Below are 22,257 nucleotides of genomic sequence, written 5' to 3'. Positions count from 1 at the left end.
CATGATGAAAGACTTTAGGTGAATTAGCATTCAAGCCTCATACATATAAGTTTACAAGTAGCAATATACTTAAAATAATCGCTTTTCATCATGAATAGCGTTTTTTTGTATGGATAACTTTTAATGATTATTGCAGGAGAAAGGATAATACTGAATATATGGAAACAAGCAACATAATAACGCTGTTAATTTCGTTAATTTCTTTTATAAATATAGCGCTTGGTATTGCTGTTATCTTTTTCGAAAGAAGGGATGTTGGCTATACATGGGCTTGGTTATTAATACTGTTTACTGTTCCGGTCGTAGGTTTTCTTATTTATATTTTCTTAGGCCGCCAAGTGAGAAAAGAGAATTTTTATAAGTTAACTGATTTTGAAAAAAGTGATTTTGAGATGGCTGTTAATAGGGAGCTAGAAGCGGTAAAAGAACATTATTCGCATAATGAAATGCTGGATCAATATTCGGATTTAATTAATATGAATTTAAACTCTTCTAATGCATTCTTAACTACTGATAATGAAATTAGTATCTTTACCACTGGGCAGGAAAAATTTGCTTCACTTTTTAAGGATATCAAGAAGGCAAAAGAAGAAGTGAATATACAATACTATATTATTCAACCTGATAATCTTGGTAAACAACTAAGAGATTTATTAGTTCAAAAAGCGAAGGAAGGAGTTAAAGTGCGTTTGCTTTTTGATGCAATTGGTTCGAAGAAAATATCACCCTCTTTTTATCAAGAGATTATTAAGAATGGCGGAGAGGTCGAAGTTTTTTTTCCTTCTTTTCTAAGATTAATTAACTTTCGTATTAACAATCGCAACCATCGAAAGCTTTGTATTATTGACGGAAATATTGCTTATATAGGCGGATTTAATGTTGGTGATGAGTATATGGGCATGAAAAAAAAGTTTGGGTATTGGCGTGACACTCACTTAAAAATTACGGGTAATGCGGTTAATCACGTGCAGGCAAGATTTATCTTGGATTGGGTTTATTCAAGTAAAGCTGAGCAAGTAGCTGGAGAGGATTTCTCCTTTACAAAAGGGGAGCATAACGGAAACAGTCCTGTTCAAATTGTTTCAAGCGGCCCAAACTCAAAAACAGAGCATTTAAAAAATATGTATGTAAGACTTATTATGTCTGCGAAGAAAAGTATCTATATCCAGACACCTTATTTTATTCCAGATGCGAGTTTTATGGACGCATGTAAAATGGCCCTTTTATCTGGCGTGGATTTGCGTATTATGATTCCGAATAAGCCTGATCATCCCTTTGTGTATTGGGCCACATGGGCATTTGCAGGTGAACTGTTATCATATGGAGCTAAAATCTATTTGTATGAGAAAGGCTTCTTGCATGCTAAGACAATTGTAGTCGATCAAAAGACATCGTCTGTTGGAACGACCAATATAGATAATAGAAGCTTTAAGTTGAATTTCGAAGTTAATGCAACTGTATATGACAAAGCTATTGCAGACGAGCTTGCACATATCTTTCATGAGGATATAAAAAACTGCTCCCACTTAACAATAGAAAGATATGAGGAAAGACCACTAAGCATAAAATTTAAAGAAGCTATATCAAGGCTTTTAGCGCCTATTTTATAAGATGGAAACGGAAACGGAAGAGTTTCCGTTTTTTTAATGAAAATACATCCTTTTATTAAAAATTGACAATCGAAATTATATCGTATAAGATGCATATTATACGATATATCCTGTGCGATGTAGTTTGCGAATTGTTACTACTGTAAAAAATTTACTTGTGTTTTGGCAGGTGAAAAAGCACATTATGTTGAAGCATTAAAAGGTTCGGAATCAGAAATGAACTAACACCTAACAAGACTTTGAAATGGACAAAAGGAGCAGGTTTTATGCAAAGGGAGGATTTCAGCAATGTTAAAAATATTTAGCCACTTTCAAAGAAAAGATTGGCTGTTAATTACATGTGCGTTAGTATTCATTGTTATGCAAGTCTGGCTTGATCTGAAGCTTCCAGATTATATGTCGGAAATTACTAGGCTTGTTCAAACAGAGGGAAGTGAAATTAGTGATGTTCTTTCCCAAGGCGGATTTATGCTGCTGTGTGCGGTGGGAAGTATGGCCGCTTCCATCATCACTGTGTATTTTGCCGCAAAAGTAGCAGCGAGATTTTCAAACAGATTAAGGGGAATGGTGTTTGATAAAACCTTATCCTTCTCGATGCAGGAGCTTTCTAGTTTTTCTACGGCAAGTTTAATTACTCGTTCCACAAATGATATTATGCAGGTTCAAATGCTCATCATACTTGGGTTGCAAGTTGTTTTGAAAGCCCCGATACTTGCGGTTTGGGCTATTTTGAAGATTATGGGGAAATCTTGGCAGTGGACTGCCGCGACTGGAGTCGCTGTGTTCGTACTATTGGTGTTAATTGCTATCATAGTTTTAATCGCATTACCTAAATTTAAAGTTATTCAAACATTAACAGATAATTTAAACATGGTTACAAGAGAAAATTTAACGGGAATACGTGTTGTTCATGCCTACAATTCTACTAAGTTCCATCAAAGTAAATTTGAAATAGCGAACAACGACTTAACAGACACAAACCTGTTTACAACGAGAACAATGGCTATATTAATGCCGACTATTTCGCTTATTATGTCCGGAATCAGTCTTGCGATTTATTGGATTGGAGCCGTATTAATAAATGATGCGCCAATGACAAATAAACTGACGATATTCTCTGATATGGTCGTATTTTCTTCTTATGCGATGCAGATAATTATGGCATTTATGATGGTTTCCATTACTTTTGTTTTGCTGCCTCGTGCAGCTGTTTCTGCAAAGAGGATAAATGAAGTTCTTGATACGGAAGTGAGCATTAAGGATGGAACAGCAACAGAAGGAACTACAGAAGCAGAAATTGAATTTCGAAATGTCAGCTTTAAATACCCTGGGGCATCTGAATATGTTTTACAGAATGTAAGTTTCAAAGCGTCTAAGGGAGAAACGCTTGCTATTATCGGTTCTACAGGCAGCGGAAAGAGTACCCTTGTTAACTTGATTCCTCGTTTTATGGAAGCAACAGAAGGCGAAATTCTTGTGGATGGTCTTAATGTCAAAGAATATAATTTAGAATCGTTAAGAGATAAATTAGGCTATGTATCCCAAAAGGCGGTTATGTTCAGCGGGTCCGTTTCTTCCAATATTGCTTTTGGTGAAGCAGACAAAAGCATAAAAGCTGAAAGCGAAATAAAGAGAGCCGTAGAGATAGCGCAAGGAAAAGACTTTATTGAAAAAATGGATCAGCAATACGAGGCAGCTATTTCACAAGGTGGTACCAATCTCTCAGGTGGTCAGAAGCAAAGACTATCCATTGCACGTGCCATCTATAAATTGCCTGAAATTTATCTATTCGATGATTCCTTTTCTGCTTTAGATTATAAAACAGACCGTGTCCTCCGTTCTAAGTTAAAGCAGGAAATTAAGGATGCTACTTCCATTATTATTGCGCAGAGAATCGGTACAATCAAAGACGCGGATCGCATTCTTGTCCTAGATGAAGGCAAAATAGTAGGAATTGGCAGACACGATGAATTAATGCAGACATGTGATGTATACCAAGAAATTGCTTATTCACAATTGTCAAAGGAGGAGCTTGAAATTGGATGAAAAAAGTCAAGCTGGTCAAGAGCATACAAACATGGAACCAGATAAACAACCAAAAGATGCTAACATTCAGAGCACGCAAAAAGGCATGAATATAAAAAGCTTAAATGAGCTTGCCTCGTATTCGAAGGCTTACTTCCCAGCAATAATTATTGCCTTAATTCTTGCTATGGCGGCTGCCATCTTTAGTATCGTTGGCCCTAATCAGCTAAGCAAGATGACAGATCTTATCACAGAAGGTTTAGTGGGCAGTATTGATATGGACGCTGTTTTCGATGTTGCTATTTTACTTGTGTTTTTGTATGGCGTAGGATTCATTTTCAACTATATCCAAGGCTATATTATGGCGACTGTTACACAAAGAGTTTCTAAGCAATTAAGACATGATATTTCCGAGAAAATAAATCGTCTTCCCTTGAAGTATTTTGATTCGACTACAACAGGAGATGTGTTAAGCCGAGTAACTAATGATGTAGATATGGTCGGTCAAACGATGAACCAAAGCATCAGTGGTTTAATTACAGCCATTACTATGTTTGTAGGATCATTAATTATGATGTTTTACACAAACTGGATTATGGCAATTTCAGCTGTGCTTTCAACCGTAGTTGGGTTTGTATTGATGGTCTTTATCATATCAAAATCTCAAACCTACTTTGCACAGCAGCAAGCAGACCTAGGTAAGCTCAATGGTCATATTGAGGAGACTTATTCAGGGCATAATGTGGTAAAGGCATATAATGGCGAAAAACAAGCGCAGAATGATTTTTCTGTCATTAACACAAGATTATATGATAGTGCATGGAAATCGCAATTCATGTCAGGTCTTATGATGCCACTCATGATGTTCATCGGAAACTTTGGATATGTAGTCGTTTGTATTGTTGGGGCTGCCCTTGCAGTAAATGGCACAATCTCCTTTGGTGTAATTGTTGCATTTATGCTTTATATTCGGCTATTTACACAACCGCTTCAACAGCTGGCCCAAGCAGCCACTAATTTACAGTCTACAGCGGCAGCGAGTGGAAGAGTCTTTGAATTTTTAGGAGAAGAAGAGCTTGCGAAAGAAAGCAACAAATTAGAAAAGTTAGAAAATGTTAATGGCGATGTAGAATTTAAGCATGTGCAATTTGGTTATGACGAAGATAAGTTAATTATTAAGAATTTTTCTGTAAAGGTGGCAGCAGGGCAAAAAGTTGCTATTGTAGGGCCAACAGGTGCGGGAAAAACAACGCTAATCAACTTACTGATGCGATTTTATGAATTAAATGGCGGAGAAATCACGATTGACGGCATTTCGACTAATCAAATGACAAGAGAGTGTTTGCATGATCTGTTCTGTATGGTGCTTCAAGATACATGGGTGTTTGAGGGGTCTATTCGCGATAATATTGTTTATTCAAGGGATGATGTATCAAATCAAGAGGTAGAAGCAGCCTGCAAAGCAGTAGGGCTAGATCACTTTATTAAAACATTGCCTGATAAATATGATACGATTTTAAATGACAAGTCAAGTTTATCTGCAGGACAAAAGCAGCTGATTACCATTGCCCGGGCTATGGTGAAAATGGCGCCATTACTTATTCTCGATGAAGCAACAAGCTCAGTCGATACGCGCACAGAGGTGCTTATCCAGCAAGCAATGGATAAACTAACGGAAGGAAAAACATCCTTTGTTATCGCGCACAGATTGTCTACGATAAAAAATGCCGATTTGATTTTAGTAATGAAAGATGGCGATATTATCGAAGCTGGTAACCATCAAGAATTAATCAGCCAAGACGGCTTCTATGCAGAACTATATAATAGCCAATTTGAAGAGGCATCTTAAAAAGATTACCAAAATATTAATTAGTAAAAGTCTATAGATATATATATTCTATAGACTTTTTTGTCTTTAACTCCAAATTAATGAAGTACCTTCTTTGCCTTGAAGCTTTCTTGTATCCACTTGCACTCCTCTCCACCAGCTAAAAATAAGTCTCCTGCACTTACAGCTGCCGAAAAACAATGACCTTTTATCGTTTCAACTGGCACTAAACTCATGTGCGAAAAATCGTATTGATAGATTCGGGAATAGCCATATTCGTCCTTGCTGGAACAAACATACATATTATCATCAGCATGAACCATATGTAAAAAAGCACGCTCTTCTATTTGAGAAGTAAGAGAATGCCAGATGGTTTCCCCATGTTTTCGAAAAGAGATGGTACCTTTATTTGTCTGGCATGCGCCAGTTGTCATCCATAGGTAAGTGGGATCTACGTGAATGGATGACACCATTTTTTCTTGTTCATAAAGTAAAGCTTCTAGCACCTTGGTAGATAACGAATATTTCCACAGACCGCCATTTTGTTTATGTATTTGTGTTCCAATGTATATTTCATCAGCAAATAATGTTAAGGAGCGAATAACTGGTCTAACGGATAGTTCTTTAAAAAGCGAAATCACATTCCATTTTTGTCCGAAATCATAGGATACTAGTAATTGTGTGCCAGCATGTGTAATAACTAAGCCGCTGTCATTGCCGACGATATTCCACAGGCGTTGACTAGTTGGGAAGGAAGAGGTGCGCCATCTTCCAGTTTTCAAATGAAGCTTAATATATCTGCCTTTGTCACCAACTCCCATAATATACTCACCAATTCTTTTCAGCTGGTAAATGGATTCTTGTAATGGAATCATTAGCTTCGATTTATTATGTTTATACGAGAAGATTCCATGCCCCTTAATGGAGACTAAAAATTCATGTGGGGTAGGGGAGACAACAGCGGTCGCTCCATTAGCGTGCATGACTAGTGTCCTTTTCCTTTACCCATTCATATGCACCAAGAGCAAATTGCTCACATTCCTGTATTTCCTCCTCACTATCAGGACTAAATTCGATTTTTAATCTAGTGGTAAATACTTCTCCGCCTCTTTCTTTAACTTTGTCTGCCAAAGTATCTACAGCTTGACAGAAGGCAGGATAAAAAGTATCTCCAGAGCCAAAAATACCGAAGGACATTCCATGTAAATCCATTTCACATAGCTCATCATACATATCCTCCAGTTCGTATGGTAAATCCCCATCTCCCCAAGTATAGCTTCCGAAAAGAACGAGATCATATGATGATAAATTTTCAAGAGGAATTAAATCTAATTCCTCTACGTCTATGTCACAATTTAAAGATTCTAATTTATTTTTAATAACAGTAGTTATATCCTCTGTATTGCTCGTCAAACTTACATATCCAATTAATACTTTCATTCTGTCCACCTCTTAAATGAGAATAATTTTCATTTGTTATTAACTATAAGTGATAATGATTATCAATGTCAACATAATAAATAATTCATTTTATGACAAGAGGGGAATGAATTTTACAATTGTGCCAGAAAGGAAACGATTGATTACTATTTATCCAGAAAAATCCAGAAATGGTTCTTGACGTTCTTATATTATACGCCGTATAATATTATAAACGAACATGGGAGGTGTTCCATTTAAATGTCTTTTCAGCTTGGTTCCTCGTTACTTGATGCCTGTGTTCTTGCAGTCTTGGCTAAGAGTGATGCATATGGTTATTCCCTTACACAGCAAGTGCGTGAGATTATGGATATTTCCGAATCAACACTTTATCCTGTACTGCGCAGGCTTCAAAAGAAAGATTACTTAACAACATATGATCAACCATATCAAGGCAGAAATCGGCGATATTACCGAATTACAGATAGTGGGATTGAAAAGTACCAAGAACTTATTCAAGAATGGTTGGAGCATAAGCAAAAAATTGATTCTGTCCTATTAGGAGGTATAAAAGATGACTAAAGAAGAGTATTTAAAAAAGCTCCAATCGAAGATTAAGAAATTGCCAGATGAGGAGGTATATGAGGCAATAGAATATTATCATCAATATTTTGAGGAGGCTGGGGCAGAAAATTCCCAAGCAGTGATTGCTAGCTTAGGTTCTCCAGCATTTGTTGCATCCCAAATTCTTGCAGATTATGCCACTAAGGACTTGGATACTCATAAAAACACTACCAAGAAGAATTTCTCCGCCATTTGGTTTATCATCCTGGCTACTGTAGCTTCTCCCATAGCTTTGCCATTGGCACTATTCATCATTTGCTTAGCAGTAACATTAATTTTAGTATGCGGTGTTACCATTCTTACTTTTTTCATTTTTATCATAGGCTTACCTATTTGTGGCCTATTCAGCATTATTTCTGGCGCTGCAGTTATTCTGCAAGATTGGCAAACAGCTATTTTCTTTATAGGAATAGGCATTATTGCATTGGGAATAGGCTTACTCTTATTTTCACCATTTGTCCAATTCTCCAAAAAGGTAAGCGCGAGTATTGTTAAATTACTAAAAAAACTGCTCGATACATTTAGCATGAAACGCAAGGAGGAAATATAAATGAAACAACCTGTAAGACGGATTACGATAATTGCCAGCGGATTAATTGTGCTCGGCATCCTTCTTGCTGCTATTGGCTTTTTCTCTGGTGCAAAATTATCGATTATAAAAACAGAAACTGGCTTAAAAGCAGTTGGATCAGAAGATAGAAAGCATGAGGAATGGGTATTAAATGAATTTAAAAATCTTGAAGTTGATCTGGCTGATGCTGATATTGAGATAATTCCTTCTAATGAGTACAAACTGGAAATAGACAGAATGGAAGGCAGTGAAATAACCCATCAAATTAAAAATAAAACACTAATTATTAACGATAAAACAGCTTTTCCAGCAATTACATTTAGTATGAATTTCTCTGGGGCCATCCAACAAACGAAGATCAAAGTTTATATTCCTGAAAGTACAGAGTTTGACGACGTTTATATTGTTAGTAAATTTGGAGATACAAACATTAATGGAGTGACTACAAATAATTTTAAGATTGCATCTAATGATAGTGATGTCGTAATAAAGAATGTTAAATCAAATAAATTAGCGATTGAAAACAAATTTGGCGATATTACCGCTTCGAATGTTGAAGCAGCCCAATTAGCTATCCAAATAAATGATGGAGATGCCGAGTTGAGTAAAATTGATATTACAGAAAATGCAAGTGTGATTAACCAGTTTGGCGATACTAACTTAAGCGATTTTACAAGTCATGACATTAAGCTCGAAAGTAAAGACGGCGATATCAACATAAAAGGTAAATTATTAGGTCAATCAATCATAGATTCTAAATTTGGCGATATTAACTTGGCATTAGCAAACAAGGAATCAGAATTGAGTTATGATGTCGACAATGATTTTGGTGATATTACTATTAATGGAACAGAAATAGTCTCCAAAGCGTCTAAATCCGTAAATGGAGAGGATACGCTAACCGTTCAATCAAATGATGGTGATGTTGAGATTACTTTGGAATAAAGAAAGGGTAACATCAAATAAATTTATACGGTAACGTATTGGGGCTTTCCAGAGTTGGGAAGCCTTTTTATCAGGAAAGGTTAATGAAGGATTTTTACTCTATAAAAAAGAATATTAGTTTATAAACACAGTCTTTTAAAAGGAGTGAAAGGTAAATGTTTAGTAGAGTCGGTCAAATTATGTTATATGTTCATAACCAAGATGAGGCAGTGAACTTCTGGACAGAAAAATTAGGGTTTGCTGTAATCTCTGAAGAAAACAACAATCAAGGAATGAGATGGATTGAAATTGCTCCAAAAGAAGGAGCGGAAACGAGCATCATTTTGCATAATAAAGAATTCGTTGCTAAAATGTCGCCAGGATTAAATCTTGCTACACCATCTTTAATGTTTTTCACAGACAATCTTGATCAATTATACAGTGAGTTAGTAAACAAAAAAATAACAGTTGGCGAGATTGTAAATATGCCATCTGGCCGAGTATTTAACTTTGCAGATAATGAAGAAAACTATTTTGCAGTAATGGAAAAATAACTCGTTAAAATAAGTATCTCCTCAAAAAACAATATGGGAAGAGGAAATAGAAACGGAGAGAAGAGGTATCGTAGTATGGCCCGACACAACTACATCATAAGCCCTTACCATCCTATGTATGCTGACCAGACGGTCAAGATGTGGAGAGACAGCAAGGAAAAAGCTATTGGTCAAAAAGAAGTTCATAGTATGGAAAACCAGATTACCTTTTTAAATGATATATTGCCTGACAAATTTAAAATAGAATTGGCGATAGCTGATGACAAAATCGTTGGAATGATTGCCTATAATGATAGGGAAATAAGCCAGCTTTATATCCATCTGGACTATCAAGGAATCGGGATAGGTCAAACATTATTAGACAAGGCAAAAGAACAATCCAGTGGGAAATTATCATTATATACATTTGAAGTTAATGTAAACGCACAACGTTTTTATGAGAAGAATGGTTTTAGGATCATTGGCAGAGGACATGAAAATGAAGAGAATCTACCTGATATTCAATATGAATGGACAGTTTAACAGCTAATATTTTCTCTAGTAATCCGACTAGCTGAAATGATTGGTCTCTGTATTTCTGATAATTTCCATTCGCGCTGTCGCTCTAGCGAAAATGCTGACAAGTCTTCCTTTATTTGGAGATATTAATAAAACAGAAAAACCGTGCTATAATTGGATATTTTAATAGTTAAAGGTCATCAGAATTCCCTGATGACCTTTAACTATTAGGATATGTAAATGGATAAAACCTCTTTTTTTACTTTCATATAAGCCCCAACCTAACATCTTACGGTAAAATATTACTATTCGGATAATGTAAGCAGTAATGGAGGAAAAAACTTGAAAAAACCGTGGATATTTATAATTATTTTCGCTGTTTCAGCAATGGTGGCTAGTGCCTATATTTATAATAATGCTAAAGCTAACGGAGATAAGGAAATGATCCTTGGCTATACAACTGGAGATAATGATTCTTATAAGTCACTGACATCCTTTCATAAATATATAAACACGATAGCGACAGATACTTTTTCATTTAATGAAAATGGCTATATAGTAGGAGCGACACCAGAAAATGAACTGGGGTATGCAAAAAAGAAGCAGATAAAAACATATGCAGTTATTTCTAACTTTGGGGAAACTGATTTTGATGCAGAGTTAGCACATATAATTATGACGGATAAGGAAGCAAAGAATAGATTTATAAAACAACTGATAAGCTTATCGAAGGAAAATGGATATAGCGGAGTTAATATCGATTTTGAAGCAATTAACCCAATTGATCGTTCAAACTATTCTAATCTTATTAAAGCAGCCTCCTCCGCTCTGCATAAAGAAAAAGTGAAAACAATGGTATCTGTGCCGGCAAAATCATCCGATGATAAGAAGAATGATTGGACTTGGCCGTATGATTACAAACAAATTGGCAAATATGCCGATTATGTTCAAGTGATGACGTATGATGAACATGGTTCTTGGGGAGATTCTGGATCTATAGCAAGTAGAGATTGGTTACAGGATACATTGGACTATTCAATAAAAAATATAAAATCAAAGAAAATACTTATGGGGATTCCAGCGTATGGATATGATTGGAATCTGGATGACTCTGCACAAAATAAACTAGTGCAGTGGGATTATATTCAGGAGCTTTTGAAAAAACATAAAGTAAAACCTACATATGATAAAGTGACAGCGTCTGTATTTTTTACTTATAATGATAATCAGAAGCGAAAGCATGTTGTCTGGTATGAAAATGTATCAACCATTGAGAAGAAAACAAAACTCGTAAAAAAATATAAACTTGGCGGTGTATCAGTCTATGCACTTGGCCATGAATCAACAAGCTTTTGGAAAGCGATTCAGCAAGGGATTAAATAAGTTTACTATTCTATGAACTAAAACAGAGACAATTCTTCAAATTGTCTCTGTTTTTAATTCTATTTTTTAATGACTTTAGGCTCCCGATATCTCTCTAATACAAAATCAATAAAATGCCTGCAGGCAATCGGCAGTACTCGTTTGTCTTTGTATGCAAGGCTGATGGTGCGTACAACAGAAGGGATGAGTGGTTTTGTGCTGATGCGGTAAGGGCATCTTTGGAGCACAAGACCAGGCAAAATAGAAATGCCAAGTCCCTGTTCTATCATGGACATAATCGTATAGTCATCATGTACGTGGTAGTGAATATTTGGTTCAAAACGGTGTTGCTCAAAAGTAGTCAAAGCTTCACTGACTTCACCTTCCTCTAACAGAATGAAGGGATCTTCGGTCAAGCTGTGGAGGGGAATACGATCAAGGCTTGCCAATGGATGATCTACTGGCAAGACAGCAAGCATATCATCAGCTTGTAATCTGATTATTGTCAGATTTGTTATTCCATATGGATTTACAAAGCCAAAATCGACACTTCCTTCTTTAATCCAATTGGCGATGTCCGTATAATCTCCTTGATGCAGTTCAAAATGAACAGCTGGATACTTCTCTTTAAAATCCTTCATTAGTCTTGGTAGCCACTGGCTGGAGACACTCGAAAAGGTGCCAATCCGTATAAGCCCGCTTTCAAGACCTTCCATTTCTTTTCGTCTCTCAATCAGCTCTCGATGAGAATTATATATTTTCCTGATGAATGGGAGAAGTTCTTCTCCGTCAGGGGTCAGTGTTATCCCTGTTCGAGATCGTATGATTAACGTAGATGAAAGCTCTTTTTCAAGTGTATGTATCATTTGACTGACGGCTGATTGCGTATAGCCAAGCTGTTCGGCAGCTTTCGTAAAACTGCCTGTTTCAATCGCTTTGATAAAGGCGTAATATGGATTCATTTCCATCCCTCCTAAAGCATTAGGGTTTCTAATGGTTAAATTATAAATATTCGTTTTACTAATGTAAATACAGTTGCTAATATAAATCCAGAAGAATATAAGTAGAGGGAAGGGCTTAGGCACTATGACACAAAAAAAGGCAAATTTGATTTTAGCTACTGTCTCGATGGGATGGGGAACTTCATATATTTTTATGAAGCTTTTGGCTGATACCGTATCACCTATGACAATGGTGTCCCTGCGATTTGGGATTGCATTTATCGTAATGGCTTTATTGTTTTCAAAACGGATTTTTCCAATAGATAGGAAGACATTGAAATATAGTATGATTACAGGATTGCTTTTATTAGGAATTTTTATGTTTCTTTCAATTGGAATGAAAAGCACCACCGCATCCACTGCAGGTTTCCTGACTAGCACAACAGTGATTTTAGTTCCTGTTTTGCAAGCAATTATTAATCGGAAATGGCCAAGTACAAAGATTACTTTAGGAGTTATCATTGTGTCTATCGGACTTTCGCTTCTGTCATTAGGCGATGATTTTGCCTTGTCAGCTGGAGCTCTCTACTGTTTAGCTGGAGCACTTTTTTATGCAGTGCATATTATCGTGACAAACCGCTTTATAAAGGTAGCAGATCCATTAAAGCTCGGTGTGTATCAGCTTGGTTTTGCGGCCATTTATGCTGCGATTAGCGGGATATTCCTATTTGATAATCTCACGCTGCCTCAAGCGGGGATGGATTGGTTGGCAATTCTCGGTTTAGCGCTGATTTGTTCTGCATATGGATTTGTAATGCAGCCGATTGCGCAAAAGCATACTACACCTGAAATGACAGGTTTTTTATTTGCGCTGGAGCCGATTTTTGCAGCCGTGTTTGCCTTTGTTTTTCTCCAGGAAAATATCGGCCTGCAAGGATATGTAGGGGCATTACTTGTGCTTTGTGGCGTGTTGACCGCAAGTATTAACACAGATAAGATAGGAAAAGCAAAAAGGAAGCAGCAAGTTGAACTAAAGACAAAACAGCCTGTGTAAAAATCACAATAGAGCGTATTATTTGTAGTCTGAACACGTTTGAGATACTCTTTTCATGGGAGAAATACTGCTTTTAAACATAGGGGAGAGGTTAAACCGATGAATAAAATATCTCGAACAAGAACAGTATTGATTCTGACTTTTCTCGTTATTGTCTGGGGAGTCAACTGGCCGTTATCTAAAATGGCGCTTAGCTACACACCTCCATTGCTGTTTGCAGGAATTAGAACAGTACTTGGAGGATTGATATTGCTTGTGTTTGCATTGCCAAGAATAAAGCAATTAAGATTTAAAGAAACATGGCACTTATACGTAATTTCTGCAATATTAAACATCATCATATTTTACGGATTTCAAACAGTAGGCTTAGGCTATATGCCAGCTGGATTATTTTCAAGCATCGTCTTTATTGAACCAGTTCTGCTGGGAATATTCTCATGGATTTGGCTTGGAGAGTCTATGTACGGGTGGAAAATCATCGGCTTGATACTTGGCTTTGCTGGTGTTGCCATTATCAGTACTGGCGGGTTAACAGGTGATATCTCTATGCTTGGTATTCTACTTGCGCTTGGTTCAGCAATTGGCTGGGGATTAGGAACTGTATTTGTTAAGAAGACAGGTAGTTCTGTTGATTCTATTTGGATGGTCACAATGCAGCTCCTCATTGGAGGGCTTTTCCTGTTAGGTGTAGGTTCAAGCATAGAAAGCTGGTCAAGTATTGAGTGGCAAATGCCGTTTATTGCTAATTTGCTGTTCATTTCCATCTTTGTCATCGCCTTTGGGTGGCTTGCTTACTTCACCCTAGTAGGCTCTGGAGAAGCAAGCAAAGTAGGTTCCTACACCTTTCTCATCCCGCTGATTGCGATTTTTTGCAGCTCTATCGTTTTAAATGAATCGATTACTTTCAAGCTTGTGCTTGGACTTATCTGTATCATCATCAGTATCTGTTTTGTGAATATTAAGCTGAAACCGAGACGAGTGAAAACTCAAATAGAAGGATAAATTTATCTCCATGAAAAGAGCCTTTTGTGTGTAAAAGGCTCTTTGATTTTTTGCCGGCAAACTATAAATTTTATTAAAATCTATCAAAAAATACAAAATGTGGAATATTACATAAGCTGCGAAGGATTAAAACCAAGAAATTTGTTATTTTTGCTTGCATCCCGCGCCTGAACATAATAATGTGGATATAGCCTTTTTATAAAATGAACATATAGGAGTAATTTCAATCAGGGGGTAACAAATGTCACAAGCACGTCATCATGAGCTGACCATAATAGACTTTGAAAAGACAGGTCAGCAAACTATATTTGTAAAGTTAGCAGGTTTTGATGCTAACTTAGAGAAAAACTTTGCCGGCGAGGTGAAATTTGTCGGAGCTATGCCGTACGGAGATCTTATACATGCCAAAAGATCATTTTTGTCAGCTGAATGCAGAGAATATATTCAGTCATTGTTGGTGGATAAGTATAGTTCTGGGGCATTTAATTAATAAGGGGGGGTAGCATGAAAGTAGTGAGTGCAAAAGATTGTGGGAACTCCCCTAAGAAGCTTTTTATCCAAAATCATCTTATAGCTTCCGCAAAAAAAGACATTTTTGAGCTGGAAGCAACTTTCGCTGCTGATATTATTTGGACAATAGCAGGGAGTGACAGAATTTGTGGAAAAAAAGAAGTATTAGATAGCTTCAATAAAAATTGCACTGATAACATAGTGGAAGTCGGAATCCATCATATTATTACACATGGCAGTACGGCCGCCGCTAACGGCAGCTATAAAACAGCTAATAACAGCCAAATTTCCTTCTGTCATGTTTACAGCTTCGTTAGTGCTGGTAAAAATATCATTAAGGAAATGACTACATATTTAATAAGAGTATAAGGGGGTAAGTAAATGGAACCTAAATGGCTGGAATGGTCGAAGCAACTACAAGCGATTTCCCAAGCAGGCTTATCGTATTCAAAGGATGTATATGATATAGAAAGGTTCGAAGCAATCCGTAAAATAAGTGTAGAGATAATGGCTATGCATACAGAGGTGGATTCCACTATTATTAAAGACTTGTTTGCCAATGAAACAGGGTATGCCACCCCAAAGGTAGATATTAGAGCAGCTGTGTTTAAAAATAACAGAATCTTATTGGTGAAAGAAAAGACTGACGGTAAATGGGCGCTACCTGGCGGCTGGGGAGATATTGGACTGTCACCAAGTGAAGTGGCTGTTAAAGAAGTGAAAGAGGAATCGGGGTTTGATGTGAAAGCAACAAAATTAATGGCTGTGTTTGATAAGAAATTTCATGGCCATCCACCGTCTCCTTCACATGTATATAAGATACTAATACACTGTAAAATTATTGGCGGAAATGCTGAGGTTGGAATAGAAACAAGTGAAGTTCAATTTTTTGCGGAGGATGCGTTGCCGCCTTTATCTCTGCCAAGAAATACAGAAGCACAAATCCAGATAGCTTTTAAACATCATTATAACGCTAATGAGCCAGTTTATTTTGATTAATCTTTAAAAAAGTTTTTTTTTGTATTGACACTTACTAATATTTGTTTTATTATTATCTCATATTCAAGATATCTTAAATCGAGATAAACAAAAAAGTTTTTGCTTTTATTTTTGTTAAATATCTCGAATTCGAAATAAATTCACTTAACAGTGGATGCAATTACAAGTGTAAGTAAACAATGAAATGGAAAATGCTAAAGATTATGAATTAATGAAGCGGAGGAAGAAATAATGAGCAAAAAAACAATGGGAATTCACCACATTACAGCAATTGTCGGCCATCCACAAGAAAATGTAGACTTTTATGCAGGGGTTCTAGGCTTAAGATTAGTAAAGCAAACAGTCAACTTCGATGATCCAGGAACATATCATCTATACTTTGGTAATGAAGGAGGAAAACCTGGTACCATCATCACCTTCTTTCCATGGGCCGGAGCAAAACAAGGAGTAATCGGAGATGGGCAAGTTGGTGTTACTGCGTATGCAGTGCCAGCAGGAGCAATGGCATTCTGGGAAAAAAGGCTGGAAAGTTTCCAAATACCATTTACTAAAATGGAGAGATTTGGAGAACAGTATCTTGAATTCGATGACCCACATGGTCTTCATCTAGAAATAGTCGAAAGAGCAGACGGAGAAACAAACACATGGACTTTTGGTGGCGTGACTCCAGAAGTCGCAATAAAAGGTTTTGCTGGAGCTACTTTATTATCCGCACAGCCAGAAAAAACGGCTGACTTGCTGGAAAATGTGATGGGTCTTGAATTAGTCGGCAAAGAAGGAGATTTTGCCCGCTACCGTGCAACAGCTGATATTGGTAATATCATCGATCTGAAATTAACATCTATTGGCCGCGGTCAGATGGGAGTCGGAACAGTCCACCATATTGCATGGCGTGCTATTGATGACGCAGACCACTTAGATTGGCAGGAATATATTGCAGACAATGGTTATGGAGTAACAGCTGTTCGTGACAGAAACTACTTTAATGCCATTTACTTTAAAGAACACGGAGAAATTTTATTCGAGATTGCAACAGATCCTCCAGGATTTGCGCATGATGAATCTCAACAAACAATGGGAGAGAGTTTAAAGCTGCCAGCTCAATACGAGCAGCATAGAGCACAGCTTGAAAAAGTGCTTATTCCGATAGAAGTAAGACCACTTGATTAACAGGGCAGAAGCCATTTTCAATGGCTTCACCCGCCAGGTTTTTAGATAGCATTCGTAAAATAAAATGGAATAAAAAAGGAGAAGATAGTAATGGAAGATGTAGGTTTGCTTATAATTAGAATAATGGTTGGAATTGTGTTTTTATATTATGGATCTCAGAAGCTGTTTGGCTTATTTGGAGGACATGGTATTAAAGGAACAGGCGGATGGTTTGAGTCAATCGGTGTAAAGCCAGGTATTCCGGCAGCGTTTTTAAGCGGTCTGGGCGAATTTGTAAGTGGGATTTTAATGATTCTCGGTTTGTTTTTACCTGTAGCAGCAGTTATTATAACCATTATTATGGCAGGAGCAATTGTAAAGGTGCATGGTTCTAAAGGCTTCGCTGCTGGTGGTGGCGGGTTTGAATATAACCTAATGCTAATAGTTGTGGCAATAGGACTTGCATTAATTGGTCCAGGAGCATTTGCATTAAGTTTATAATGAAAATTTAGAGGTACACTAGTATTGACCGTAATAAAAGTTAATGTTATAATTATCACGAATTAGAGATATTTTAATTAAAGGTATTTATATTTTTTTCGCTCATATCTCGAAATCGAGATAAAAAATAGGAGGATAACTTACATGAATGAGTTAAAAGGACTTCATCACATTACCGCTATAACTAGCAGCGCTGAAAAAATTTATGAATTTTTCACATACGTTTTAGGATTGCGTCTCGTGAAAAAAACAGTCAATCAAGATGACATTCAAACATATCATTTATACTTTACTGATGATGTTGGAAGTCCTGGGACAGATATGACATTCTTTGATTTCCCTGGTATTCCAAAGGGAGTGCATGGCACAAACGAGATTTCCAAAACCTCCTTCCGCGTGCCGACAGATGCAGCTCTTGAGTATTGGGTGAAACGTTTTGACAAATACGATGTGAAGCATAAAGGTATTCAAGAACAATTTGGGAAAAAGATACTTTCATTTGCTGATTTTGATGACCAGCAATATCAGTTGATTTCAGATGAACAGAATGAAGGGGTTGCAGCAGGTACACCTTGGCAAAATGGTCCAGTTCCATTGGAAAATGCTATTACTGGACTTGGCCCAATCTTTGTTCGCACCTCTTACTTTGATTATTTCAAAGAAGTGTTAGAAAAAGTATTTTTAATGAGAGAAGCAGCTCAGGAAGGCTCCTTCCATCTGTTTGAAATGGGAGAAGGCGGCAACGGAGCACAAGTTATTGTGGAATTCAATAATACCCTTCCACAAGCAAGACAAGGCTTCGGTACTGTTCACCATGCTGCCTTCCGCGTTGCCGATCGCAAAGAATTAGATCAGTGGCAAAGCCGTTTAGCAAGCTTTAAGTTGCCAAACTCCGGGTTTGTAGAGCGTTACTACTTCGGATCACTGTACTCTAATGTTGCACCACAAATATTATTCGAACTAGCAACAGATGGGCCTGGGTTTATGGGGGATGAGCCATATGAAACACTAGGCGAAAAATTATCACTGCCACCATTTTTTGAATCAAAACGGGAAGAGATTGAGAAGCTTGTCCGTCCGATTAACACTGTTCGCAGCAATTTAGAAATAGACAAAGAATACTTGTAATAAAAGGGGAATGAACATGGGTTTTTTCAATAAATTATTTGGAACAAAACAAGAGGAGGTAGTAAAAATGGAAAAATTAAATATTGGAATCGTATTAGGATCAACTCGTGAGGGACGTGTAAGTCCACAAGTAGGAGCATGGGTAAAAGAACTAGCAGACAAACGCGGTGACGCAAACTACACAATCATTGATATTGCAGATTATAAATTGCCATTCCTTGGTGAGCCAGGAGCAGACGCATCAGGTGCAGCAGCATGGTCAGAAATTATTGCTAAACAAGATGGATTCGTGTTTATTGTGCAGGAATACAACCACTCCATTACAGGTGCTTTAAAAAATGCTTTAGACTTCCTGCGTGATGAATGGAATAACAAAGCAGCAGGAATTGTATCGTACGGCTCAGTCGGAGGAGCACGCGCTGCAGAACATTTACGCGGCATTTTAGGTGAGCTGCTAGTTGCAGATGTTCGTGTTCATCCAGCATTGTCCTTGTTCACTGATTTTGAAAACGGCACAGAATTTAAACCGAAAGAAGTGCAAGCAGATTCTGTTAACCAAATGCTAGACCAAGTAATTCCATGGTCTACTGCTCTAAAAACAATCCGTAAATAAATTAGTTAGTAAAAAAAGCTTGTGCTTCAGTGCACAGGCTTTTTTTTGGAAGAATGCTGATTGAATCCTTTTCTATAGTTTCTTACCCACTGATTATTGAGGTAATATATCTATTTTTTTTCACAAGTAACTGGAGACCAGAAACTATCCTTCTTAATTACTACCGACTCAACCTTCTCGAAATGATCAAAACATTTCTCAATAATAAGGTTATTTTCCTGATGATTTTTAACAATCAAGTTAATAGCTAATAAACCAATGATGAGAATAAAAATGCTTGTAATTATTATTGTATTAAGTTTGTGTTTGTACAAATAGGAAACGCTCCTTCCTTATACAAAATATTAACATTAATAACAGATTTAACCTACTGAAATTTTCTCTTTGACCATTACCTTATCTAGTAAGGCTAAACATAATTAGCCACTAATAGCGAGAAACTACAAAAAAAGAAAATAAGGTGAGGTTGTATTGATGAAAATGCTTAGAATATTTCTTTTCCTTTTTACCATCCTTGTTATACCACCTTCTGTTTCCGCTCAACAAAAAGTGCCAATCTTAATTTATCATTCAATTGACGAATTTTCCGGACAAGGCTCCAAAGAGTTGTATGTTACTCCTGAAAACTTTGAAAAGCAAATTGAATATTTACGAAAAGCTGGCTTCACTTTATTAACATTTGAGCGCTGGCAGGACATTTCAAAGGTTAACAAGCCGATTTTTCTTACATTTGATGATGGATACAAAAATAACTGGGAAGTATATAAGATTTTTCGGAAATTGAAAACAGAGCAATTCCAACCGACTGCAACATTTTTTGTTATCGCAGATTTTATTGGTCGCTCTAATCGGTTATCGAATGCAGAACTAAAAGAACTTGCTGATTCTGGGATTATCTCCATCCAGTCTCATACAGCAACACACCCTGATTTAACAAAAATAACAAACTATCGAGCAGAACTAAAAGGATCGCGAGACACTATTCAAACGATTACTGGCAAACCAGTGATAGCAGTTGCCTATCCGTATGGGAGCTTTAACAGTAGCGTTATGGAGCAAGCAAAGAGGTACTATAAATTTGGACTTACTACAACTCCTGCCTATTACGCTAACGAAGGCTTGAAAGATGGGGAGTATCTGCTGCCTCGTATTTATATTAAGTACACAACCTCATTGGATGAATTTACAAAAATAGTGGAAGGAAATTAGGGTGGAATGGTGTGTACTCTTTGCCAAGCTGGCGAAAAATATGAATATTATATGGCATTTTTTGCTAAAGTGAAGACGCTTACCATCAGATAAGATATGATAGAAAAAAGCAGCTTAATTAAAGGGGGGGATGTAAAGGAATGACTTTAACGAAACTTTCTATTAGTAAAAATAGACAGCTATTAATAGGTGGTATCGCATTATGTATTATCATAGGTTGTATTTACACAGCAGCAATACTTAATCTAAAAAGGCAAGTGGAACAGGAAAATATGGTCTTAAATGAAGTGAAGGGTGCAAATACAGAATGGAAGAGTAATGGAAAGGAGTATCATTTATTAAGTGCAGTTGCGTATTTTCAAATGGAAAAAAAGGTTGGAAATCAGATTATTTTGTCTGGTTCAATGGAGCAAAAGGTAAACATTCTTGGGAGTGAGGAATTGATAAGTTCCGCAGAGATGAAGGTTGAGGGCGAAGAAAGCAATGAACTGCTTTTTTTTGATCCGAAAGTAGAGTATGCTACACTTCCTCAAGAACTGAACAAAGCAGTTACAGAAGATACAAACACATTGATGGAGGCCGCAATTTCCTTTGATAAGCCTTATTCATTAACAGAGCTGGAAGATATTTTAGGCACCAAGCATGTTAATTGGCTATGGGTCGAATTGGATTCAGCGGTTGATAAAAAATTAAAAGAAGAGGAAGGACAATCAGAAGATTACACCACATATGTGGAAGGGCATTCGGCTATCGGTTTTCCAGTAAATGGGCCTGGATTCGAAATAAAAGGGCAGCTTTTTCTTAATAAGCTAGCAAAACAAATGCAGGAAGAGACATATCGCAAGGAAGCTCAGCTTATTTTAACAGCGCTTAACAAAACCTCTGCCCCATCTGTTACGGATATTAAGGCAAGAGGCACCGTTGTTTCTGGAACACCGGAACAGCTGCAGACTCTAGCGAAATTAAAGATAATCAGAGCATCTACAATTGGCGCTAAAATTACTCAACAAAAGGAGTATCAGGCACTTTGAAGCATGAATGGCGAAAACATGAAAAGGGGTTGTACTTGCCAAAAGCAAAACCAGAGCTTGTGACTGTTCCAGAGCAAAAGTTTTTTATGATAGATGGACAAGGAAATCCGAATGGAGAAGAATTTGTAGAAAAGATTAAGGTCTTATATTCCCTTGCATATGCAATTCGGATGATGCCAAAAGGCGGCTATACACCTCAAGGGTATTTCGAATATACTGTTTATCCTTTAGAAGGGATATGGAGCTTAACAGAAAAAGGCAGGCAGCTGCAGGAATTAAATAAAGATGAATTTTTATACACGATTATGATCAGGCAGCCGGACTTTGTATCAGAAGAATTAGCCCAATTAGTAATGGAACAAGTAAAGAAAAAGAAGCCTCATCCTTATCTGGAGGATGCATATTTCCAAACAGCAGAACAAGAAGAATGTGTGCAGATGCTCCATGTAGGTCCATATGATAATGAACCCGAAACCTTCGCGATAATGCATGAGTTTACTAAGAATAATAACTTAGAGAGAATATCCCTTGAACACCGGGAAATATATTTATCTGATGCGAGAAAGGCAGCTTCAGCGAAATTAAAAACAGTATTAAGATATAAGATTAGTCATATGCAAACAGAAATATAAGGGGGAAAAGGGAACTTAGTCAGTTCCCTTTTTATATGGTTGACTAAAACCTACCAATATTTGTATGATTATT

At 36.9% G+C, this 22,257-nt stretch carries 24 protein-coding genes; 21 read left to right on the top strand and 3 right to left on the bottom strand.

What is annotated here, in order from left to right:
• The first annotated feature begins 158 nt into the window (after positions 1-158).
• The 3 genes from cls (at position 159) to LXM54_RS12985 (ending at position 5,484) form a co-directional block, all read left to right on the top strand.
• The gene (cls, locus tag LXM54_RS12995) at positions 159-1,610 is read left to right on the top strand and encodes a cardiolipin synthase (protein ID WP_233315588.1); all 1,452 of its coding nucleotides are present in this window, start codon (positions 159-161) and stop codon (positions 1,608-1,610) included.
• Positions 1,611-1,898: 288 nt separating this feature from the next.
• On the top strand, positions 1,899-3,656 hold the full coding sequence (locus LXM54_RS12990) for an ABC transporter ATP-binding protein (protein WP_233315587.1): 1,758 nt from the start codon (positions 1,899-1,901) through the stop codon (positions 3,654-3,656).
• An 85-nt stretch (positions 3,657-3,741) separates the two neighbouring features.
• A complete protein-coding gene (locus LXM54_RS12985; RefSeq protein ID WP_442780463.1) occupies positions 3,742-5,484 on the top strand; it encodes an ABC transporter ATP-binding protein in 1,743 nt (580 codons plus the stop codon).
• Positions 5,485-5,561: 77 nt separating this feature from the next.
• On the opposite strand, the gene LXM54_RS12980 is transcribed toward LXM54_RS12985, so the two are convergent.
• The gene (locus LXM54_RS12980) at positions 5,562-6,446 is read right to left on the bottom strand and encodes a hypothetical protein (RefSeq protein WP_233315586.1); all 885 of its coding nucleotides are present in this window, start codon (positions 6,444-6,446) and stop codon (positions 5,562-5,564) included.
• The gene (locus LXM54_RS12975) at positions 6,436-6,903 is read right to left on the bottom strand and encodes a flavodoxin domain-containing protein (RefSeq protein ID WP_233315585.1); all 468 of its coding nucleotides are present in this window, start codon (positions 6,901-6,903) and stop codon (positions 6,436-6,438) included. The genes LXM54_RS12980 and LXM54_RS12975 overlap by 11 nt, the downstream gene beginning before the upstream one ends.
• 240 nt (positions 6,904-7,143) lie before the next feature.
• Between LXM54_RS12975 and LXM54_RS12970 the strand changes: the two genes are divergently transcribed.
• From LXM54_RS12970 to LXM54_RS12945, 6 genes are all read left to right on the top strand, one after another.
• Positions 7,144-7,464 (top strand): PadR family transcriptional regulator, encoded by a 321-nt coding sequence (locus LXM54_RS12970; protein ID WP_233315584.1) that lies wholly within the window; start codon positions 7,144-7,146, stop codon positions 7,462-7,464.
• Entirely contained in the window at positions 7,457-8,056 is a 600-nt protein-coding gene (locus tag LXM54_RS12965) for a DUF1700 domain-containing protein (RefSeq protein ID WP_233315583.1), read from the top strand. Before LXM54_RS12970 ends, LXM54_RS12965 begins: the two co-directional genes overlap by 8 nt.
• Complete coding sequence (locus tag LXM54_RS12960) at positions 8,057-9,022, top strand: DUF4097 family beta strand repeat-containing protein (RefSeq protein WP_233315582.1); 966 nt, start codon at positions 8,057-8,059, stop codon at positions 9,020-9,022.
• 155 nt (positions 9,023-9,177) lie between these two features.
• Positions 9,178-9,555 carry a VOC family protein gene (locus LXM54_RS12955; RefSeq protein ID WP_233315581.1) on the top strand — a complete coding sequence of 126 codons (378 nt, stop codon included), beginning with the start codon at positions 9,178-9,180 and terminating at the stop codon, positions 9,553-9,555.
• Positions 9,556-9,630: 75 nt separating this feature from the next.
• Positions 9,631-10,077 (top strand): GNAT family N-acetyltransferase, encoded by a 447-nt coding sequence (locus tag LXM54_RS12950; protein WP_233315580.1) that lies wholly within the window; start codon positions 9,631-9,633, stop codon positions 10,075-10,077.
• Positions 10,078-10,440: 363 nt separating this feature from the next.
• Positions 10,441-11,436 (top strand): glycosyl hydrolase family 18 protein, encoded by a 996-nt coding sequence (locus tag LXM54_RS12945; RefSeq protein WP_442780462.1) that lies wholly within the window; start codon positions 10,441-10,443, stop codon positions 11,434-11,436.
• A 59-nt stretch (positions 11,437-11,495) separates the two neighbouring features.
• Here LXM54_RS12945 and LXM54_RS12940 read toward each other — a convergent pair whose 3' ends face one another.
• Positions 11,496-12,377: a LysR family transcriptional regulator gene (locus LXM54_RS12940; protein WP_233315578.1), complete on the bottom strand. Its 882-nt coding sequence runs from the start codon at positions 12,375-12,377 to the stop codon at positions 11,496-11,498.
• Between the two features lie 124 nt (positions 12,378-12,501).
• Between LXM54_RS12940 and LXM54_RS12935 the strand changes: the two genes are divergently transcribed.
• The 12 genes from LXM54_RS12935 (at position 12,502) to LXM54_RS12880 (ending at position 22,184) form a co-directional block, all read left to right on the top strand.
• The gene (locus LXM54_RS12935) at positions 12,502-13,410 is read left to right on the top strand and encodes a DMT family transporter (protein WP_233315577.1); all 909 of its coding nucleotides are present in this window, start codon (positions 12,502-12,504) and stop codon (positions 13,408-13,410) included.
• A gap of 99 nt (positions 13,411-13,509) precedes the next feature.
• On the top strand, positions 13,510-14,412 hold the full coding sequence (locus LXM54_RS12930; RefSeq protein WP_233315576.1) for a DMT family transporter: 903 nt from the start codon (positions 13,510-13,512) through the stop codon (positions 14,410-14,412).
• Between the two features lie 241 nt (positions 14,413-14,653).
• Complete coding sequence (locus tag LXM54_RS12925; RefSeq protein ID WP_233315575.1) at positions 14,654-14,902, top strand: hypothetical protein; 249 nt, start codon at positions 14,654-14,656, stop codon at positions 14,900-14,902.
• A gap of 14 nt (positions 14,903-14,916) precedes the next feature.
• Complete coding sequence (locus LXM54_RS12920; protein WP_233315574.1) at positions 14,917-15,291, top strand: nuclear transport factor 2 family protein; 375 nt, start codon at positions 14,917-14,919, stop codon at positions 15,289-15,291.
• Positions 15,292-15,303: 12 nt separating this feature from the next.
• Positions 15,304-15,921: an NUDIX hydrolase gene (locus LXM54_RS12915; RefSeq protein WP_233315573.1), complete on the top strand. Its 618-nt coding sequence runs from the start codon at positions 15,304-15,306 to the stop codon at positions 15,919-15,921.
• A 231-nt stretch (positions 15,922-16,152) separates the two neighbouring features.
• Complete coding sequence (locus LXM54_RS12910; protein WP_233315572.1) at positions 16,153-17,091, top strand: ring-cleaving dioxygenase; 939 nt, start codon at positions 16,153-16,155, stop codon at positions 17,089-17,091.
• Positions 17,092-17,181: 90 nt separating this feature from the next.
• On the top strand, positions 17,182-17,571 hold the full coding sequence (locus LXM54_RS12905) for a DoxX family protein (protein ID WP_233315571.1): 390 nt from the start codon (positions 17,182-17,184) through the stop codon (positions 17,569-17,571).
• A gap of 144 nt (positions 17,572-17,715) precedes the next feature.
• On the top strand, positions 17,716-18,699 hold the full coding sequence (locus LXM54_RS12900) for a ring-cleaving dioxygenase (RefSeq protein WP_233315570.1): 984 nt from the start codon (positions 17,716-17,718) through the stop codon (positions 18,697-18,699).
• A 16-nt stretch (positions 18,700-18,715) separates the two neighbouring features.
• The gene (locus LXM54_RS12895; RefSeq protein ID WP_233315569.1) at positions 18,716-19,312 is read left to right on the top strand and encodes an NADPH-dependent FMN reductase; all 597 of its coding nucleotides are present in this window, start codon (positions 18,716-18,718) and stop codon (positions 19,310-19,312) included.
• 474 nt (positions 19,313-19,786) lie between these two features.
• Entirely contained in the window at positions 19,787-20,521 is a 735-nt protein-coding gene (locus tag LXM54_RS12890; RefSeq protein ID WP_233315664.1) for a polysaccharide deacetylase family protein, read from the top strand.
• 140 nt (positions 20,522-20,661) lie between these two features.
• Complete coding sequence (locus tag LXM54_RS12885) at positions 20,662-21,552, top strand: anti sigma factor C-terminal domain-containing protein (RefSeq protein WP_233315568.1); 891 nt, start codon at positions 20,662-20,664, stop codon at positions 21,550-21,552.
• The gene (locus tag LXM54_RS12880; protein ID WP_233315567.1) at positions 21,549-22,184 is read left to right on the top strand and encodes a GyrI-like domain-containing protein; all 636 of its coding nucleotides are present in this window, start codon (positions 21,549-21,551) and stop codon (positions 22,182-22,184) included. Before LXM54_RS12885 ends, LXM54_RS12880 begins: the two co-directional genes overlap by 4 nt.
• The last annotated feature ends 73 nt before the right edge of the window (positions 22,185-22,257 follow it).

Source organism: Bacillus sp. Au-Bac7 (assembly GCF_021341655.1).
Classification (GTDB): Bacteria; Bacillota; Bacilli; order Bacillales; family Cytobacillaceae; genus Niallia.
This window is presented reverse-complemented; position numbering and strand designations above follow the sequence as displayed.

Coding starts and splice junctions, on each gene's coding strand:
- cls (WP_233315588.1), top strand. CDS start 159: ATGGAAACAAGCAACATAATAACGCTGTTAATTTCGTTAATTTCTTTT.
- LXM54_RS12990 (WP_233315587.1), top strand. CDS start 1,899: ATGTTAAAAATATTTAGCCACTTTCAAAGAAAAGATTGGCTGTTAATT.
- LXM54_RS12985 (WP_442780463.1), top strand. CDS start 3,742: ATGAATATAAAAAGCTTAAATGAGCTTGCCTCGTATTCGAAGGCTTAC.
- LXM54_RS12980 (WP_233315586.1), bottom strand. CDS start 6,446: ATGCACGCTAATGGAGCGACCGCTGTTGTCTCCCCTACCCCACATGAA.
- LXM54_RS12975 (WP_233315585.1), bottom strand. CDS start 6,903: ATGAAAGTATTAATTGGATATGTAAGTTTGACGAGCAATACAGAGGAT.
- LXM54_RS12970 (WP_233315584.1), top strand. CDS start 7,144: ATGTCTTTTCAGCTTGGTTCCTCGTTACTTGATGCCTGTGTTCTTGCA.
- LXM54_RS12965 (WP_233315583.1), top strand. CDS start 7,457: ATGACTAAAGAAGAGTATTTAAAAAAGCTCCAATCGAAGATTAAGAAA.
- LXM54_RS12960 (WP_233315582.1), top strand. CDS start 8,057: ATGAAACAACCTGTAAGACGGATTACGATAATTGCCAGCGGATTAATT.
- LXM54_RS12955 (WP_233315581.1), top strand. CDS start 9,178: ATGTTTAGTAGAGTCGGTCAAATTATGTTATATGTTCATAACCAAGAT.
- LXM54_RS12950 (WP_233315580.1), top strand. CDS start 9,631: ATGGCCCGACACAACTACATCATAAGCCCTTACCATCCTATGTATGCT.
- LXM54_RS12945 (WP_442780462.1), top strand. CDS start 10,441: ATGGTGGCTAGTGCCTATATTTATAATAATGCTAAAGCTAACGGAGAT.
- LXM54_RS12940 (WP_233315578.1), bottom strand. CDS start 12,377: ATGAATCCATATTACGCCTTTATCAAAGCGATTGAAACAGGCAGTTTT.
- LXM54_RS12935 (WP_233315577.1), top strand. CDS start 12,502: ATGACACAAAAAAAGGCAAATTTGATTTTAGCTACTGTCTCGATGGGA.
- LXM54_RS12930 (WP_233315576.1), top strand. CDS start 13,510: ATGAATAAAATATCTCGAACAAGAACAGTATTGATTCTGACTTTTCTC.
- LXM54_RS12925 (WP_233315575.1), top strand. CDS start 14,654: ATGTCACAAGCACGTCATCATGAGCTGACCATAATAGACTTTGAAAAG.
- LXM54_RS12920 (WP_233315574.1), top strand. CDS start 14,917: ATGAAAGTAGTGAGTGCAAAAGATTGTGGGAACTCCCCTAAGAAGCTT.
- LXM54_RS12915 (WP_233315573.1), top strand. CDS start 15,304: ATGGAACCTAAATGGCTGGAATGGTCGAAGCAACTACAAGCGATTTCC.
- LXM54_RS12910 (WP_233315572.1), top strand. CDS start 16,153: ATGAGCAAAAAAACAATGGGAATTCACCACATTACAGCAATTGTCGGC.
- LXM54_RS12905 (WP_233315571.1), top strand. CDS start 17,182: ATGGAAGATGTAGGTTTGCTTATAATTAGAATAATGGTTGGAATTGTG.
- LXM54_RS12900 (WP_233315570.1), top strand. CDS start 17,716: ATGAATGAGTTAAAAGGACTTCATCACATTACCGCTATAACTAGCAGC.
- LXM54_RS12895 (WP_233315569.1), top strand. CDS start 18,716: ATGGGTTTTTTCAATAAATTATTTGGAACAAAACAAGAGGAGGTAGTA.
- LXM54_RS12890 (WP_233315664.1), top strand. CDS start 19,787: ATGAAAATGCTTAGAATATTTCTTTTCCTTTTTACCATCCTTGTTATA.
- LXM54_RS12885 (WP_233315568.1), top strand. CDS start 20,662: ATGACTTTAACGAAACTTTCTATTAGTAAAAATAGACAGCTATTAATA.